This is a genomic window from Pseudomonas sp. 8(2025) (assembly GCF_052665325.1).
In genome coordinates this window covers 57,823-77,245 of the sequence record NZ_JBQOIE010000016.1, presented here as the reverse complement: position 1 = coordinate 77,245, position 19,423 = coordinate 57,823, and the positions used below count along the sequence as shown (strand labels likewise).

The window sequence follows — 19,423 nt, the reverse complement described above, 5'->3', positions numbered from 1 at the left end:
TGCCGGCCGAACGCATCGCCTACCTGCTGCAGGACAGCGCGCCGCTGGCGGTGCTGGTGCAAAGCGCCACCCGCGAGCTGCCGGGCAGCCTTGCGGTGGTGTCGATCGATCTCGATGGGGTTGCCTGGCAGGAGGCCGAGCTGGGCAACCCGCTGCTGCCGCACCTGACCCCGGCGCACCTGGCCTATGTGATCTACACCTCCGGTTCCACTGGCCTGCCCAAGGGCGTGATGGTGGAACACCAGAGCCTGGAAAACCTGGTGCACTGGCACTGCGCGAGTTTCGACCTGGGCCCGGGGCGGCACAGCTCCAGCGTCGCCGGCCTGGGCTTCGACGCCATGGCCTGGGAGGTCTGGCCGACCCTGTGCAGCGGCGCGACCCTGCACCTGCCGCCCGCCGATGTGGGCAGCCAGGATATCGAAGCGCTGCTGCACTGGTGGCGCGCCCAGCCCCTGGATGTCAGCTTCCTGCCGACCCCGGTGGCCGAATACGCCTTCAGCCAGGGGCTCGGCCACCCCACACTGGACACCTTGCTGATCGGTGGCGACCGCCTGCGCCAGTTCGCCGCCGACCCGGGTTTTGCAGTGATCAACAACTACGGCCCCACCGAAGCCACGGTGGTGGCCAGCTCCGGGCGGATCGAGGCCGGTAGCGCCCTGCATATCGGCCGGCCCGTGGCCAATGCGCGGCTCTACCTGCTGGACGAACTGCAGCGCCCGGTGCCCCAGGGGGTCAGTGGCGAGCTGTATGTGGCGGGGGCCGGGGTGGCCCGGGGTTACCTCAACCGCCCGCAAATGACCGCTGAACGCTTTCTCAACGACCCCTTCAGCGCCGAGCCCGAGGCACGCATGTACCGCACCGGTGACCTGGCCCGCTGGCGCGCCGACGGCAACCTCGACTACCTGGGGCGCAACGACGACCAGGTGAAGGTGCGCGGCATGCGCATCGAACCTGGGGAAATCGAGGCGGCGCTGCTCACCCATCCGGCCCTCAAGGAAGCCCTGGTGCTGGTCCGCGAGGGGCGCCTGCTGGCCTATTTCACTTCCCGTACCGAGGGCGTGCAAGCCGCCGCCGAAGACCTGCGCGACCACCTGCAAGGCCGGCTGCCGGACTACATGCTGCCGGTGGCCTATGTGCGCCTGCCGGCCATGCCCCTGACCGCCAACGGCAAGCTCGACCGCAAGGCCCTGCCACCGCCGGGGGAAGAGGCCTGGCTGAACCGGGAATTCGTGGCCCCCGAAGGCGAGGTGGAACAGGCCCTGGCGCGGATCTGGAGCGAGGTGCTGCAGGTGGAGGCGGTGGGGCGCCATGATCACTTCTTCGAACTGGGCGGGCATTCGCTGCTGGCGGTGAGCCTGATCGAACGCATGCGCCAGATCGGCCTGGACGCCGACGTGCGGGTGCTGTTCGGCCAGCCGACCCTGGCTGCGCTGGCGGCTGCGGTGGGCAGTGGCCGCGAGGTCGCGGTCCCGGCCAACCGGATCACCGCGGATTGCCCGCGCATCACCCCGGACCTGCTGCCGCTGGTGGAACTGGACCAGGAAGCCATCGACCGAGTGGTGGCCAGCGTGCCCGGCGGCGTGGCCAACGTGCAGGACATCTACCCTCTGGCGCCGTTGCAGGAGGGTATCCTCTATCACCACCTGAGTGCCCGGCAGGGCGACCCCTACCTGCTGCAATCGCAGCTGGCCTTCGCCAGCCGGCAACGCCTGGATGATTTCGCCGCAGCCCTGCAGCGGGTGGTCGAGCGCCACGACATCCTGCGCACCGCGGTGCTCTGGGAAGGCCTGAAGCAGCCGCTGCAAGTGGTCTGGCGCCAGGCAGGGGTGCAGGTGCAAGAGGTGCAAGCGAACCCCGCCCAGGGCGAGGTCCTGGAGCAACTGCAGGCGCGCTTCGACGCCCGGCACCTGCGCCTGGACCTGACCCGGGCGCCGCTGATGCGCCTGGTGTATGCCCAGGACCCGGCCCGCCAGCGCATCGTCGCCATCCTGCTGTTCCATCACATGGCCCTGGACCACACCGCCCTGGAGGTGGTGCGCGAGGAAATCCAGGCCTGCCTGCTGGGGCAGTCGCCCGCGGGCACGGCGATTCCCTATCGCAACTACGTGGCCCAGGCGCGCCTGGGTGTGAGCCGTGAAGAGCACGAGGCATTCTTTCGCGAGATGCTCGGCGATATCGATGAGCCGACCCTGCCGTTCGGCCTGCAGGACGTGCAGGGCGATGGCGATGCCATCGAAGAGCGCCAGCAGGCCCTGGAGCCGTCACTGAGTGCGCGCCTGCGAACCCAGGCCCGGTTGCTGGGGGTGAGTGCGGCGAGCCTGTTCCACCTGGCCTGGGCCCGGGTCCTGAGCGTCACCTCGGGCCAGGACCGGGTGGTGTTCGGCACCGTGCTGCTGGGGCGCCTGAGCGCCGGGCAGGGCGCCGACCGGGCCCTGGGCATGTTCATCAACACCTTGCCGCTGCGGGTCGACCTGGATGCGCGCGGCAGCCGTGCCGCGGTCAAGGACACCCACGCCCGGCTCAGTGCCCTGCTGGGTCATGAACACGCCTCCCTGGCCCTGGCCCAGCGTTGCAGCGGGGTGGCCGCGCCGCTGCCGCTGTTCAGTGCCATGCTCAACTACCGCCACGGCAGCGACGGGGTGCCGAGCCAGGCCGTGCAACAGGCCTGGCAGGGCATCGAGACCCTGCACAGCGAGGAGCGCACCAACTACCCCCTGAGCCTCAACGTCGACGACCTGGGCCAGGGGTTCCGTCTCACCGCCATGACCCTGGCGCGGATCGGTGCCGAGCGTATCTGCGGCTACATGCAGCAGGCCCTGCTGGCCCTGGTGGAGAACCTGGAGACGGCGCCGCAGCGGCCCCTGCGCGAGGTGCCGATCCTGCCGCCGCAGGAGCGTCAGCACCTGCTGCAAGGGTTCAACGCCACGGCCGTGGATTACCCCCTGGAGCAGACCCTGCACGGGCTGTTCGAGGCCCAGGTGCGGCGCAGCCCCGAGGCCACTGCGGTGCAGGCCGGCGAGCAGCAACTGAGCTACGGCGAACTCAACCGGCGCGCCAACCAGCTGGCCGGGCACCTGCTGCAACTGGGCGTCGGCCCCGACAGCCGGGTGGCGATCTGTGTCGAGCGCGGGCTGGAAATGGTGGTCGGCCTGCTGGCGATCCTCAAGGCCGGCGGCGCCTATGTGCCCATCGACCCGGGCTACCCCGCCGAACGCATCGCCTACATGCTCGACGACAGCGCGCCCCTGGCGGTGCTGGCCCAGGGCGCGACCCGGGCATTGCTCGGCGAACTGGCGCGGCCCCTGGTGGACCTCGACCAGCTGGCCTGGAGCGGGCCGGCGCCGGGCAACCCGCAAGTAGAGGGGCTGACCCCGGGGCACCTGGCCTATGTGATCTACACCTCCGGTTCCACCGGCCAGCCCAAGGGCGCGATGAACGAGCACCGGGCCGTGGTCAACCGCCTGTTGTGGATGCAGGCGCAGTACCGCCTTGGCACCGAGGACGCGGTGTTGCAGAAGACCCCGTTCAGTTTCGACGTCTCGGTCTGGGAGTTCTTCTGGCCGCTGTTCACCGGCGCGCGCCTGGTGATGGCGCGCCCCGACGGGCACAAGGACCCGGCCTACCTGCGCCAGGTGATCCGCGAGCAGGGCATCAGCACCTTGCACTTCGTGCCCTCGATGCTCGATGTGTTCCTGGCCCAGGGCGAGGGCGCCGAGGACCTGGGCCTGCGCCAGGTGATGTGCAGCGGCGAGGCATTGCCGGGCAGCCTGGTGCGGCGCTTCAAGCAGCAACTGCCACAGGTGGCATTGCACAACCTCTACGGCCCCACGGAGGCCGCGGTGGACGTCACTGCCTGGGATTGCAGCGGCCCGCTGGCCGATACCCCGGACCACACGCCCATCGGCAAGCCCATCGCCAATACCTGCATCTACCTGCTGGACGGGCAGATGCAACCGGTGCCCCTGGGGGTAGTGGGCGAGCTGTACATCGGCGGGGTGCAGGTGGCCCGGGGTTACCTGAACCGCGAGCAGTTGAGCGCCGAACGTTTCCTCAAGGACCCGTTCAGCCAGGAACCGGGGGCGCGCCTGTACCGCACCGGCGACCTCGGGCGCTATCAGGCCGACGGCACTATCGAGTACCTGGGGCGCAACGACGACCAGGTGAAGATCCGCGGCCTGCGCATCGAACTGGGGGAGATCCAGGCGCGCCTGACCCAGCTGGAGGAGGTCAAGGAGGCGGTGGTACTGGCCCGCGAGGATGTGCCCGGCGACCAGCGCCTGGTGGCCTACTACACCACCCACGACAGCGCCCGGCGCCTGCCCGTCGAGCACCTGCGCACGCAACTGCTGCAGCACCTGCCGGAGTTCATGGTGCCGGCGCTGTTCGTGCACCTGGCGGCGCTGCCCCTGAGCGCCAACGGCAAGCTGGCGCGCAAGGAACTGCCGGCCCCGGGGCTGGAGGCGGTCCAGGTGCGCGAGTACGAGGCCCCGGTGGGCGACACCGAAATCGCCCTGGCGCGGCTGTGGGCCGAACTGCTCAATGTCGAGCGGGTGGGGCGTCACGATCATTTCTTTGAACTGGGTGGGCACTCACTGCTGGCGGTCAGCCTGATCAGCCGCATGCGTGAGCTAGGCATGGAAGCCGATGTCCGGGCGTTGTTCGAACAGCCGACCCTGGCGGCCTACGCGGCCATGACCGAACGAATGGAGATCGTCCTGTGAGCGTGATCGAACTGTTGGCGACACTGAAGGAAAAGGATGTGCAACTGGTGCTCAAGGACGACCAGCTGGTGGTCCAGGGCAACAAGCAGGCCCTGAGCGAACCGCAGCTGCTGGCCCGCTTGCGCGAGCACAAGCCGGAGCTGATCGAGCTGATCCGCGCCGGCCAGTATTCGCCGAGCAAGGCCGGGCAGGTGCAGGTGCCGGCCAATGGCATCACCCCGGGCATCAGCCGCATCACCCCGGCGATGCTGCCCCTGGCCAACCTCGACCAGGAGGCCATCGAGCGCATTGTCGCCAGCGTCCCGGGCGGGGTCGCCAACGTGCAGGACATCTACCCCCTGGCGCCCCTGCAGGAGGGCATTCTCTACCACCACGTCAGTGCGCAGCAGGGCGACCCCTATGTGATGCAGGCGCAGTTCGCCTTCGCCAGCGAGGAACGCCTGGAAGCCTTTGCCGAGGCCCTGCGCGGGGTCATTGCGCGGCACGACATCCTGCGCACCGCGGTGCTCTGGGATGGCCTGGAGCAGCCGATGCAGGTGGTCTGGCGCGAGGCCGGGCTGGAGCTGCAAGAGGTCGAGACCGACCCTGCGGCCGGTGAGGTTCTGGCCCAGTTGCATGCGCGTTTCGACGCCCGCCACTATCGCCTGGACGTCAGCCAGGCGCCGCTGCTGCGCCTGGTGCATGCCCGGGATGAAGCCGGGCAGCGCATCGTCGCCATGCTGCTGTTCCACCACATGGCCCTGGACCACAGCGCCCTGGATGTGGTGCGCCACGAGATGCAGGCCTTCCTCACCGGGCAGGCCGAGCGCCTGGGGCCGGCCATGCCGTTTCGCAACTACGTGGCCCAGGCGCGGCTGGGCATCAGCGAACAGGAGCACGAAGCGTTCTTCCGCCAGATGCTCGGCGATATCGACGAGCCGACCCTGCCTTACGGCCTGCAGGATGTGCAGGGCGATGGCCGGGCCATCGAGGAATGCACCCAGGCCCTGCCAACCGAGTTGAGCCAGCGCCTGCGGACCCGGGCCCGGCTGGCCGGGGTCAGCGCGGCCAGCCTGTTCCACCTGGCCTGGGGCCGGGTGCTGGGCACCCTGGCGGGCAAGCACAAGGTGGTGTTCGGCACTGTGCTGATGGGCCGCCTGCAAGGCGCCGAAGCCACCGAGCGGGCCCTGGGGATCTTCATCAACACCTTGCCGTTTCGCCTGGATGTGGACAGCCAGGGCCTGGGCGAGGCCCTCAAGGCCACCCACGCCCGGCTCACCACCTTGCTGCGCCACGAACACGCGGCCCTGGCCCTGGCCCAGCGTTGCAGCGGCGTGAGCGCACCGACCCCGCTGTTCAGCGCCTTGCTCAACTACCGGCACAGTGCTGCCGGGGCCAGTGCCGCGGCCCAGGCCGCCTGGGCCGGGATCAGCACCTTGAGCTCCGAGGAGCGCACCAACTACCCCCTGACCCTGAGCGTCGACGACCTCGGGCAGGATTTCAGCCTGACCCTGCTGGCCAGCACCCAGGTCGACCCGCGGCGCATCCTCAGCTACCTGCTGTGCACCCTGGAGAACCTGGCCCAGGCCCTGGAGCAGACGCCGCAACTGGCCCTGGAGCAGTTGCCGATCCTGCCGGTGGCGGAGCGCGAGCAGGTGCTGGAAGGCTTCAACCGCAGCGCGGTGGACTACCCCCCGGGGCAGGCTATCCATGGCCGCATCGAGGCCCAGGCGCAGCGCACCCCAGACGCCCTGGCGGCCTGCTACCAGGGCCGCTCGCTGAGCTATGCCGAGCTCAACCGACAGGCCAATGTCCTGGCCCGGCAACTGCGCGGGCTGGGGGTGCAGCCCGATGACCGGGTGGCCATCGTTGCCCGGCGCAGCCTGGAAACGGTGGTGGGCCTATTGGCGATTCTCAAGGCCGGGGCCTGCTATGTGCCCATCGACCCGGCCCACCCGGCCGAGCGTCTGAACTACCTGCTCCAGGACTGCGGCCCGCGGGCGGTGCTGACCCAGGCCGAGCTGCTGGGGCGCCTGCCGGCCCTGGCGGTGCCGGTGATCGAACTCAACCAGCGGTTGTGGCTCGATCAGACGGCGGACAATGCCCAGGTACCGGGGCTGAGCGCGGCCAACCTGGCCTATGTGATCTACACCTCCGGCTCCACCGGCCTGCCCAAGGGGGTGATGGTGGAGCACCGGACCCTGGGCAACCTGGTGGACTGGCACTGCCAGGCCTTCGACCTGCGTCCCGGCAGCCAGGCCTCGTGCCTGGCCGGCTTCGGTTTCGATGCCATGGCCTGGGAGGTCTGGCCGGCGCTGTGTGTGGGCGCGACCCTGCACCTGGCACCGGCCCAGGACGGCAGCGAGGACCTGGATGCCTTGCTCGCCTGGTGGCGTGCCCAGCCCCTGGACGTGAGCTTCCTGCCGACCCCGGTGGCCGAGTACGCCTTCAGCCAGGAGCAGGGCCACCCGAGCCTGCGCACCCTGCTGATCGGCGGCGACCGCCTGCGCCAGTTCAGCCACGACCAGGGCTTTGCCCTGATCAACAACTACGGCCCCACCGAAGCCACGGTGGTGGCCAGTTCCGGGCCGATCCACGCCGGTGGCGAGCTGGACATCGGCCGGCCGGTGGCCAACGCGCGCATTTACCTGCTGGATTCCCAGCAGCGCCCGGTGCCCATCGGCGTCGCCGGTGAGCTGTATGTGGGCGGCGCCGGGGTGGCCCGGGGGTACCTCAACCGCCCGCAATTGACCGCCGAACGCTTTCTCGACGATCCCTTCAGCGACCAGCCTGGGGCGCGCATGTACCGCAGCGGCGACCTGGCGCGCTGGCTGGCGGACGGGCGCATCGACTACCTGGGGCGCAACGACGATCAGGTGAAGATCCGCGGCGTGCGCATCGAGCTGGGGGAAATCGAGACCCGCCTCTGCCAGTTCCCCGGTATCCAGGAGGCGGTGCTGCTGGCCCGCGAGGATCAGCCGGGCAACCCGCGGCTGGTGGCCTATTTCACCCAGCAGCAGGATGTCGCCCTGGACGTGGCGCAGTTGCGCGCCCACCTGCTGGCGCAGTTGCCTGACTACATGGTGCCGGTGGCTTATGTACGGCTCGACGCCTTGCCCCTGACCGCCAATGGCAAGCTCGACCGCAAGGCCCTGCCGGCGCCGGATCAGGCGGCGCTGTTTGGCCGTGAATACCAGGCCCCGCAAGGCGCCACCGAAACCACCCTGGCCGCGATCTGGCAGGAGGTGCTGCACCTGCCGCGGGTCGGGCGCCAGGATCACTTTTTCGAGCTGGGCGGCCATTCGCTGCTGGCCATGCGCATGGTGTCCCAGGTACGCCAGCGCCTGGGGGTGGAACTGGCCCTGGGCGAGCTGTTCGCCAATGCCGAGCTGAGCGCGGTGGCCGCGGTGCTGGAGCGTGCCGGGCGCAGCCATCTGCCGGAGATCTTCCCGGCGGTGCAGGATCACGACCTGCCGCTGTCCTTCGCCCAGCAGCGCCTGTGGTTCCTGGCGCAGATGGACGGTGCCGCCAGCGCCTACAACATTCCCATCGGCCTGGGCCTGCGCGGGCAGCTCGATCGCTCGGCGCTGCGCCAGGCGCTGCAGGCCATCGTCAACCGCCACGCCACCTTGCGCAGCCGTTTCGTGCGCGTAGAGGATCAGCCCCAGGTGCTGATCGGGCCCCTGGACAGCGCTCTGGAACTGCACGAGGAAGACCTGCGCCAGGCGCCGCTGACCCTGGCCGGACGGGTGCGTGCCGAAGCCGCCCAGGCCTTCGACCTGGAGCAGGGGCCGGTGATCCGCGCGCGCCTGCTGGCCCTGGCGGACGATCACCATGTGCTGCTCCTGACCCTGCACCACATCGTTGCCGATGGTTGGTCCATGGGCGTGCTGACCCGGGAGCTGGTGGCCCTGTACGAGGCCTTCAGCCAGGGCCGGCCCGATCCCTTGGCGCCGCTGGCGGTGCAGTACAGCGACTTTGCCCTGTGGCAACGGCGCTGGCTCAGCGGCGAGGTGCTGCAGCAGCAGAGCGACTACTGGCGCCAGGCCCTGGCCGGCGCGCCCAGCCTGCTGATGCTGCCCACCGACCGGCCGCGGCCGCAGCAGCAGGATTTCAGCGGTGGCAGCATCGAGCTGCTGCTGGACCGGGCCCTGAGCGACCAGCTCAAGGCCCTGAGCCAGCGCCATGGCTGCACCCTCTACATGACCCTGCTGGCCGGCTGGGGGCTGCTGCTGAGCCGCCTTTCGGGGCAGGACGATCTGCTGATCGGCAGCCCGGTGGCCAACCGCATGCGCGCCGAGGTGGAAGGGCTGATCGGGCTCTTCGTCAACACCCTGGCCCTGCGCCTGGACCTGGACCCGGGGCAGAGCGTGAGCGGGCTGCTGGCCCAGGTCCGTGCCCGCAGCCTGGAGGCCCAGGCGCACCAGGACCTGCCGTTCGAGCAGGTGGTGGAAATCGTCCGGCCCCAGCGCAGCCTGTCCCACAGCCCGCTGTTCCAGGTGGTGCTGACCTGGGTGGACAACTTCGCCCAGGACCTGCAACTGGGGGACCTGAAACTCGAAGGTGTGGCCGGGGCCAGCGCGGTGGCCAAGTTCGACCTGACCCTGAGCCTGGGAGAAAGCCAGGGGCAGATCCGCGGAACCCTGGACTACGCCACCGCGCTGTTCGATGAGGCCACGGTGCAGCGCTATGCCGCCTACCTGGTGCAGGTGCTGCGGGCCATGGTGGCCGACGATCAGCAATGCCTGGCCCAGGTGCAGTGGCTGGATGAGACCGAGCGCCGGCAACTGCTGGAGGATTTCAACGCCAGCGCCGTGGACTACCCACGGGGCCTGACCCTGGCCCAGCGCTTCGAGGCCTTTGCCGCTCGGCAGCCCGAGGCCACGGCCCTGCAGGTGGGCGCGCAGCGCCTGAGCTATGGCCAGTTGAATGCCCGGGCCAACCAACTGGCCTGGCACTTGCGGGAGCTGGGGGTGGGCCCGGATCAGCGGGTGGCGATCTGCGTCGAGCGCGGGCCGGGGATGGTGATCGGCCTGCTGGGGATTCTCAAGGCCGGTGGCGCCTATGTGCCCATCGACCCGGGTCACCCCGCGGAACGCATCGCCTACCTGCTGCAGGACAGCGCGCCGCTGGCGCTGCTGGTGCAGGGCAGCACCCGGGCCCTGGTGGGCCAACCGGCCATGGCCCGGGTGGACCTCGACCAGCCCGAGTGGCAGGCCCGCCCCGAGGGCAACCTGCAGGTGCCGGGCATGAGCTGCGCGCACCTGGCCTATGTGATCTACACCTCCGGTTCCACCGGCCTGCCCAAGGGCGTGATGGTGGAGCATGCCAGCCTGGAAAACCTGCTGGACTGGCATTGCCAGGCCTTCGACCTGGGGCCGGGGCGACATGCCTCCAGCGTCGCCGGTTTCGGCTTCGACGCCATGGCCTGGGAACTCTGGCCGACGCTCTGCGGCGGCGCCACCCTGCACCTGCCGCCGGCCGGTATCGGCCACCAGGACCTCGACCAACTGCTGCACTGGTGGCAGGCCCAGCCCCTGGACCTGAGCTTTTTGCCGACCCCGGTGGCCGAATACGCCTTCAACCAGGGCCTGGGCCACCCGACCTTGCGCACCCTGCTGATCGGTGGCGACCGCCTGCGCCAGTTCAGCCAGGAGCCGAGCTTTGCCGTGGTCAACAACTACGGCCCCACCGAAACCACGGTGGTGGCCAGCTCCGGGCGGCTGCTGGCCGGCGGGCCCCTGGACATCGGCCGGCCCATCGCCAATGCACGGATCTACCTGCTGGACCCGCAGCAGCGGCCGGTGCCCATCGGCGTCGCCGGTGAGCTGTATGTGGGCGGCGCCGGGGTGGCCCGGGGTTATCTCAACCGCCCGGAGCTGACGGCCGAACGCTTTCTTGAAGACCCCTTCAGCACCGTGCCGGGCGCACGCATGTACCGCAGCGGCGACCTGGCGCGCTGGCGGGCGGACGGGCGCATCGACTACCTGGGGCGCAACGACGACCAGGTGAAGGTGCGTGGCGTGCGCATCGAGCTGGGGGAGATCGAGACCTGCCTCAACCGCCTTCCGGGCATCCGCGAGGCGGTGCTGCTGGCCCGGGAAGACCAGCCGGGGCAGACCCGGCTGGTGGCCTATTTCAGTGCAACCCCCGGCGCCGAGCCGAGCCCGGCCGAGCTGCGCAGGCGCCTGCTGGAGCAACTGCCGGAGTACATGGTGCCGGCGGCCTATGTGCACCTCACTGCCTTGCCCCTGACCGCCAACGGCAAGCTCGACCGCCGGGCGTTGCCGCAACCGCCGCTGGAGGCGCTGCTGAGCCGGGACTATGTGGCCCCCGAGGGCGACAGCGAGATCGCCCTGGCGCAGATCTGGAGCGAGCTGCTGCAGGTCGAGCGGGTAGGGCGCCACGATCACTTCTTCGAACTGGGCGGCCATTCGCTGCTGGCCATGCGCATGCTGTCCCAGGTGCGGCAGCGCCTGGGGGTGGAGCTGGCCCTGGGCGAGCTGTTCGCCAATGCCGAACTGTGCGCCGTGGCCGCGGCCCTGGCCCGGGCCGAGCGCAGCAGCCTGCCGGACCTGCTGCCGGCGCCGCGCAACCAGCCGCTGGCGCTGTCCTTCGCCCAGCAGCGCCTGTGGTTCCTGGCGCAGATGGAAGGGGCCAACACCGCCTACAACATTCCCATCGGCCTGCGCCTGCGCGGGCCACTGGACGGCGCGGCCCTGCAGCAGGCCCTGGAGCGCATCGTCGCGCGCCATGAAACCCTGCGCAGCCGCTTTGCCCAGTACGGTGACGAAGCCCAGGTGCTGATCGCCCCGGCCGAATCCGGGCTGGAGCTGCTGCTGGAAAACCTGCGGGGCCACCCCCAGGCCAGCGACGCCTTGCAGGCCCTGGTGCAGGGCGAGGCCTCGGCGCCGTTCGACCTGCAACGCGGGCCGCTGATCCGCGGGCGCCTGGTCAGCCTGGCGGACGACCACCATGTGCTGTTGCTGACCCTGCACCATATCGTCAGCGACGGCTGGTCCATGGGCGTGCTGACCCGGGAACTGGTGGCGCTGTACCAGGCCTTCAGTCGTGGCCTGCCCGACCCCCTGGCGCCGCTGGCGGTGCAGTACAGCGACTTTGCCCACTGGCAGCGGCACTGGCTCAGTGGCGCGGTGCTGGAGCAGCAGGCGCAGTACTGGCGCCAGGCCCTGGAGGGGGCGCCGCCGTTGCTCATGCTGCCCACCGACCGGCCACGGCCGGCCCAGCAGGACTACGCCGGCAGCAGCGTCGAGGTGCGCCTGGATGCGCAATTGACCGCCGGCCTGCGCGCCCTGAGCCAGCGCCATGGCACCACCTTGTACATGACCCTGATGGGCGCCTGGGCGCTGCTGCTGGGGCGGCTCTCGGGGCAGTCCGAGGTGGTGATCGGTACCCCGGTGGCCAACCGCATGCGCGCCGAGGTGGAAGGGTTGATCGGGTTGTTCGTCAACACCCTGGCCCTGCGCCTGGACCTGGAGGCGGCGCCCCGGGTCCAGGCGCTGCTGGCCCAGGTCCGCGCCCGCACCCTGGAGGCCCAGGCTCATCAGCACCTGCCGTTCGAGCAGGTGGTGGAGATCCTGCGGCCGTTGCGCAGCCTGTCCCACAGCCCGCTGTTCCAGACCCTGTTCACCTGGCAGAACGGCGACGGCCCGCAGCTGGAGCTGGGGGACCTGCAACTGGAGGGCATCCACGAGGCCAGCCACTTCGCCAAGTTCGACCTGTCCCTGAGCCTGGGGGAGGTGCAGGACCGCATCGAAGGCAGCCTGGAATACGCCACGGCGCTGTTCGATGAAACCACCATGCTGCGGTATGCCGGCTACCTGCAGCGGGTGCTGCAGGCCATGGTGGCCGATGAACAGATGCTGCTGGCACAGGTGCCGCTGCTGGATGCCGCCGAGCGCGAACAGCTGCTGCACGGCTTCAATGCCACCGCCCGCGACTACCCCCTGGAACAGACCCTGCACGGGCTGTTCGAGACCCAGGTGCTGCGCAGCCCCGAGGCCATCGCCGTGCAGGCCGGCGAGCAGCAGTTGAGCTACCGCGAGCTCAACCAGCAGGCCAACCAGCTGGCCGGGCACCTGCTGCACCTGGGCGTCGGCCCCGACAGCCGGGTGGCGATCTGCGTCGAGCGCGGGCTGCCCATGGTGGTGGGCCTGCTGGGCATCCTCAAGGCCGGCGGCGCCTACGTGCCCATCGACCCGGGCTACCCCGCCGAACGCATTGCCTACATGCTCGACGACAGCGCGCCCCAGGCGCTGCTGGCCGATAGCGCGACCCGGCCGCTGCTGGGCAACCTGGCGCTGCCCCTGGTGGATCTCGACCAGCCGCAATGGCACCGCCAGCCCCGGGTCAACCCGCGGCTCAACGGCCTGACCCCGAGCCACCTGGCCTATGTGATCTACACCTCCGGTTCCACCGGCCGGCCCAAGGGCGCGATGAACGAGCACCGGGCCGTGGTCAACCGCCTGCTGTGGATGCAGGAGCAGTACCGTCTCACTGCCGAGGACGCGGTATTGCAGAAGACCCCGTTCAGTTTCGACGTCTCGGTCTGGGAGTTCTTCTGGCCGTTGTTCACCGGCGCACGGCTGGTGATGGCGCGCCCCGATGGGCACAAGGACCCGGCTTACCTGCGCCAGGTGATCCGTGATGAACGCATCAGCACCTTGCACTTCGTGCCCTCGATGCTCGATGTATTCCTGGCCTATGGCGACACCCGCGAATGCGCCGGCCTGCGCCAGGTGATGTGCAGCGGCGAGGCGCTGCCGGGCAGCCTGGTGCGGCGCTTCAAGCAGCAGTTGCCGCAGGTGGCGCTGCACAACCTCTACGGCCCCACGGAAGCGGCGGTGGACGTCACCGCCTGGGATTGCGCCGGCCCGCTGGCACAGACCCCGGACAACACCCCCATCGGCAAGCCCATCGCCAATACCCGCATCTACCTGCTGGACGGGCAGATGCAGCCGGTGCCCCGGGGCGTGGTGGGCGAGCTGTACATCGGTGGGGTGCAGGTGGCCCGGGGTTACCTGAACCGCGAACAACTGAGCGCCGAACGCTTCCTCAAGGACCCGTTCAGCCAGGAACCGGGCGCGCGCCTGTACCGCACCGGCGACCTGGCCCGCTACCTGGCCGACGGCACTATCGAGTACCTGGGGCGCAACGACGACCAGGTGAAGATCCGTGGCCTGCGCATCGAGCTGGGGGAAATCCAGGCGCGCCTGACCCAGCTCGAAGGGGTCAAGGAAGCGGTGGTGCTGGCCCGGGAAGATGTGCCGGGCGACCAGCGCCTGGTGGCCTACTACACCACCGTTGCCGGGCAGCCGGCCCTGGCGGTGGAACAACTGCGCCGGGCGCTGCTGGAACACCTGCCGGAGTTCATGGTGCCGGCGCTGTTCGTGCACCTGGCGGCGCTGCCCCTGAGCCCTAATGGCAAGCTGGAACGCAAGGCCCTGCCGGCCCCGGGGCTGGAGGCGGCCCAGGTGCGCGAGTACGAGGCCCCGGTGGGCGACACCGAGATCCTCCTGGCGCAACTCTGGGCCGAACTGCTCAAGGTCGAGCGGGTGGGGCGCCACGACCACTTCTTCGAACTGGGCGGCCATTCGCTGCTGGCGGTGAGCCTGATCGGCCGCATGCGCCGGGCCGGGCTCTCGGCGGATGTGCGGGTGCTGTTCGGCCAGCCGACCCTGGCGGCCCTGGCCGCTGCCGTGGGCCGCGGTCGCGAGGTGCAGGTACCGGCCAACCTGATCTACCGCGACTGCCCGCGCATCACCCCGGACCTGCTGCCGCTGCTGGCACTGGACCAGGCCGCCATCGACCGGGTGGTGGCCACGGTGCCCGGCGGTACCGCCAATGTGCAGGACATCTACCCGCTGGCGCCGTTGCAGGCCGGCATCCTGTTCCACCATCTGGCGGCTGGAGCGGGTGACCCCTACGTGTTGCAGGCGCAGTTCGCCTTTGCCAGCACCGAGCGCTTGCAGGCCTTCGCCCAGGCCTTGCAGGGGGTGATCGAACGCAATGACATCCTGCGCAGCGCGGTGCTCTGGGAAGGCCTGGAGCAGCCGCTGCAAGTGGTCTGGCGCCAGGCGCCGCTGTGCTGCGAAGAGATCGCCCTGGAGCCTGGCGACGGCGAGGTGCTGGGCCAGTTGCAGGCGCGCTTCGACAGCCGTCGCTACCGCCTGGACATCGCCCAGGCGCCGCTGCTGCGCCTGGTGTATGCCGCCGACCCGGTGAACCAGCGAGTGGTGGCCCTGCTGCTGTTCCATCACCTGGTGATGGACCACGTGGCCCTGGAGGTGCTGCAGCACGAACTGCAAGCCTTCCTCCTGGGCCAGCAGCAGCGCCTGGGGGAAGCGGTGCCGTACCGCAACTACGTGGCCCAGGCGCGCCTGGGCATCGGCGAGGCCGAGCATGAGGCGTTCTTCCGCCAGATGCTCGGTGATATCGACCAGCCGACCCTGCCGCTGGGCCTGCAGGAAGTACCGGGAGGCAGCGCCGAACTCAGCGAAGCGCGCCAGCCCCTGGACCGCCTGCTGAGCCGGCGCCTGCGCTTGCAGGCGCGGCAACTGGGGGTCAGTGCCGCAAGCCTGATGCACCTGGCCTGGGGCCGGGTGCTGGGCAGCCTGGCGGGGCAGCAGCAGGTGGTGTTCGGCACCGTGCTGCTGGGGCGGATGCAGGGCGGCGAGGGCGCCGAAAGGGCCCTGGGAGTGTTCATCAACACCTTGCCGCTGCGGGTCGATCTGGGCGAGTTGCCGGTGCGCGAGGCCCTGCTGGCCACCCATGAGCGGCTGGCACAGCTGCTTGGCCACGAACAGGCGCCGCTGGCCCTGGTCCAGCGTTGCAGTGGGGTGGAGCCGGGTACACCGTTGTTCAGCAGCCTGCTCAACTACCGCCACAGTGCCCCGGCGGCAAACCAGGCGGGGCAGGCCGGCAGTGCCTGGGAGGGCATGCAGTTGCTCAATGCCCAGGAGCGCAGCAACTACCCGCTGACCCTGAGCATCGACGACCTGGGGGACGGCTTCATGCTCACCGCCGTGGCCGCCGGGATCGATGCCCGGCGCATCTGCGACTACCTGCACGGCACCCTGGAACAGCTGCTGCTGGCCCTGGAGCAGCAACCGGAACAGGCCATCGGCCAGGTGCCGGTGCTGCCGCAGGCCGAGCGCCGACAGGTACTGGAGGGCTTCAACGACACGGTGCGCGATTACCCGCGCGAGCAGGCCCTGCACCAGTGTTTCGAGGAGCAGGTGCTGGCCCGGCCGCAGCAGGTGGCGGCGGTGCAGGGCGCCGAACAGCTCAGCTATATCCAGCTCAACACCCGGGCCAACCAGCTGGCCCAGCATCTGCTGCAACTGGGGGTGCAGCCCGGGGATCACGTGGCGCTGCTGCTGCCGCGCTCCCTGGACCTGCTGGTGAGCCAACTGGCGGTGAGCAAGTGCGGCGCCGCCTATGTACCGCTGGACGTCAATGCCCCGGCCGAGCGCCTGGGGTTCATGCTGGCCGACAGCGGGGCGCCGGTGCTGCTCAGCCACAGCGAGCGGGTGCTGGAAGCCGCGGTGCAACGGGTCGACCTGGACCGCCTGCGCTTCGACCGGCTGGCCGGGCACAACCCGAACCTGGCGTTGTCGTCCGAGGCGGTGGCCTACGTCATGTACACCTCCGGTTCCACTGGAGCGCCCAAGGGCGTGCGGGTGCCGCACCGGGCCATCACCCGGCTGGTGATCAACAACGGCTATGCCGATTTCAACCCCGAGGACCGGGTGGCCTTCGCCTCCAACCCGGCCTTCGACGCCAGCACCCTGGAGGTCTGGGGGCCGCTGCTCAACGGTGGCCGGGTCGTGGTGGTGGACCACGCGACATTGCTGGACCCGCACGCCTTCGGCTCGCTGCTGGAACGCACCGGGGTCAGCCTGCTGTTCCTCACCACCAGCCTGTTCAACCAGTACGTGCAACTGATTCCCCAGGCCTTCAAGGGGCTGCGCATGCTGCTCTGTGGCGGCGAACGGGCGGATGCCACGGCCTTCCGGCGGATCCAGGCCGAGCTGCCGCACTTGCGCCTGGTCAACGGCTACGGGCCCACCGAGACCACCACCTTTGCCGTGACCCATGAGCCCGGTGAGCTGGCGGCGGATGCCGACAGCGTGCCCATTGGCCGGCCGCTGTCCAACACCCGGGTGTACGTGCTCGATGCCCTGGGCCAGCCGCTGCCGGTGGGGGTGGTGGGGGAGCTGTACATCGGGGGTGATGGCGTGGCCCTGGGCTACCTCAACCGTCCGGACCTGTCGGCGCAGAAGTTCCTCATCGACCCGTTTCACCAGCAAACCCAGGGCACCGCTGCGCCGGCCCTGATGTACCGCACCGGCGACCTGGGCCGCTGGCTGGAAAATGGTCTTCTGGAATGCATCGGGCGCAATGACGAGCAGGTGAAGATCCGCGGCCTGCGCATCGAACCCGGGGAAATCCAGGCGCAGTTGGCCCGCTTCCCCGGCCTGCGGGACGGCGTGGTCGTGGTGCGTGAAGACAGCCCCGGGGACAAGCGCCTGGTGGCCTACTACACCCTGCACGAGCACACCCCGGCGCCGGATGCCGAGCAACTGCGCAGCCACCTGCAACAGCAGTTGCCGGACTACATGGTGCCCCTGGCCTATGTGCACTTGCAGGCCTTGCCCCTGACCCGCAACGGCAAGCTGGACCGCCGTGCGCTGCCGGCGCCCGGCAGCGCGGCCCAGCTCGCCCAGGCCTATGCCGCGCCCCAGGGCGCGCTTGAGCAGGCCCTGGCCGGGCATTGGGCGGCGGTGCTGAAGCTCGAGCAAGTAGGTCGCCACGACCACTTCTTCGAACAGGGCGGGCATTCGCTCTCGGCCATCCAGTTGATCAACCGCCTGCAACAGGCGGCGTTCGACGTGACCCTGGCGGAGCTGTTCCAGCACGCCACGGTGGCGGCCATGGCGCGCCTGTTGAGCGAGCGCACGGCCGCGCCGCGCTCCACCGAGCTGATCCCGGTGCGCACCGGCGGCAGTGGCCCGGCGCTGTTCCTGGTCCATGAGTTCACCGGGCTGGACGTGTATTTCCCGGCCCTGGGCCAGCACCTGGAAGGCGATTTCCCGATCTACGGCCTGCCCGGCGTGGCGGTCGGCGAGCCGCAGTTGCGCACCCTGGAATGCCTGGCCACACGCTTGCTTGACGTGATGCGCAAGGCCCAGCCACAGGGGCCGTATCGCCTGGCCGGCTGGTCCTTCGGTGGGGTCCTGGCCTATGAGATCGCCCAGCAGTTGCTGGGCCTGGACCAGGAGGTGGAGTTCCTCGGCCTGATCGACAGCTACGTGCCGCGCCTGACCGACCAGGGCAAGGCTCGCTGGTCTGGCGAGCACGCGCACAAGCGCCACCTGCTGTTGCAGTGCCGCGCCTACTGGAGCGCCCAGGGCGCGGCCGGGGTGCAGCCCCTGGCGCACCTGGAACAACTGGAGGCGCTGCTGGAACCACTGGACTTTGCCGACCTGCTGCAACGCTGCCGCGACCAGGGGCTGCTGTTCGAGCAACTGGCCACGGCGCCACCGCAAGCGCTCGGCCATTACCTGGACCGCGAGGTCGCCCACGGCCATGCCCTGGCCCATTACCGGGTCCATCCCCTGGGCATGCCGGTGCATCTGTTCTGCGCCGCCGAACGGCCCACCGAGCTGTCCCGGCGCAGCCCGACCCTGGGCTGGGGCGAGATCCTGCCGGCGGGCGAACTGCACTGCATCAGCGTACCCGGGGACCACCTGAGCATGATGAAGGCGCCGCATATCCAGGCCCTGGGGCACGCCCTGGGCCAGGCCCTGGCGGCTGCCAGGGCCAAGGGCGCGGTGAGCGCTGTGCCGCACCAGCCCTTGCTGCGGATCCAGAGCGGGCGCCCCGGGCACACGCCGATCTTCTGCGTGCCCGGGGCCGGTGACAGCATCACCGGCTTTATCGGCCTGAGCGAGGCCCTGGGGGCCGAATGGCCGATCCTCGGCCTGCAGGCCCGGGGCCTGGACGGCTGCGGGGTGCCCCATGGCCAGGTCGAAGTGGCGGCCCGGCATTACCTGGAGGCCATCACCGCCGAGTACCCCGACGGGCCGCTGCACCTGATCGGCCATTCCTTCGGCGGCTGGGTGGCATTCGAGATGGCCGGGGCCCTGCAGGCCGCCGGTCGCGAAGTGGTGTCGCTGACCCTGATCGACAGTGAGGCTCCCGGAGGCAATGGCGCGCTAGGGCGGCCCTATACCACCACCGCGGCGCTGTGGCGCTTGATCGAATCCATGCAACTGGCTGCAGGCCAGGACATGGGCATCGACCCCGAGCGCTTCGCCGCCGAGGACGACGGCATGCAGATGCACCTGCTGCATGCCGGCATGGTACGGGTCGGGCTGTTGTCCCCGCGCGCCGACCCGCGGGCCATGCACGGCCCGGCGCGAACCTTCGCCAGCGCCCTGCGCACCCGCTACCAGCCTCTGCGCCCGTACCAGGGCAAGGTGCGCCTGGTGCTGGCGGATGACCCGAGCCTGGACGCCGCCGGCAACCGCCGGGAGCAGCAGGGGATGGTCCAGGGCTGGCGCCGGCAGGCTGCGCACTTGCAGGTGTGGTACGGCCCGGGCAACCACTTCAGCCTGCTCAAGGCGCCCAACGTCTACCACCTGGCGGCCTGGTGGCATGACGGCCTGGCGCTGCCCCAGGGGGAGGTCATGTCATAG

The 19,423-nt window shown here is 70.0% G+C and carries 2 protein-coding genes (1 of these 2 cut by a window edge); both read left to right on the top strand.

What is annotated here, in order from left to right:
- A protein-coding gene (ofaB, locus tag ACUXVH_RS25970; protein WP_065363500.1) for an orfamide A non-ribosomal peptide synthetase OfaB crosses the window boundary here: on the top strand, window positions 1-4,721 show its 3' portion. It extends 8,383 nt beyond the left edge of the window; the window shows 4,721 of its 13,104 coding nt (coding positions 8,384-13,104); the start codon falls outside the window, past its left edge; the stop codon is at window positions 4,719-4,721.
- Window positions 4,718-19,423, top strand: coding sequence for an orfamide A non-ribosomal peptide synthetase OfaC (gene ofaC, locus ACUXVH_RS25965; protein ID WP_123397596.1), 14,706 nt, complete (start codon window positions 4,718-4,720; stop codon window positions 19,421-19,423). The genes ofaB and ofaC overlap by 4 nt, the downstream gene beginning before the upstream one ends.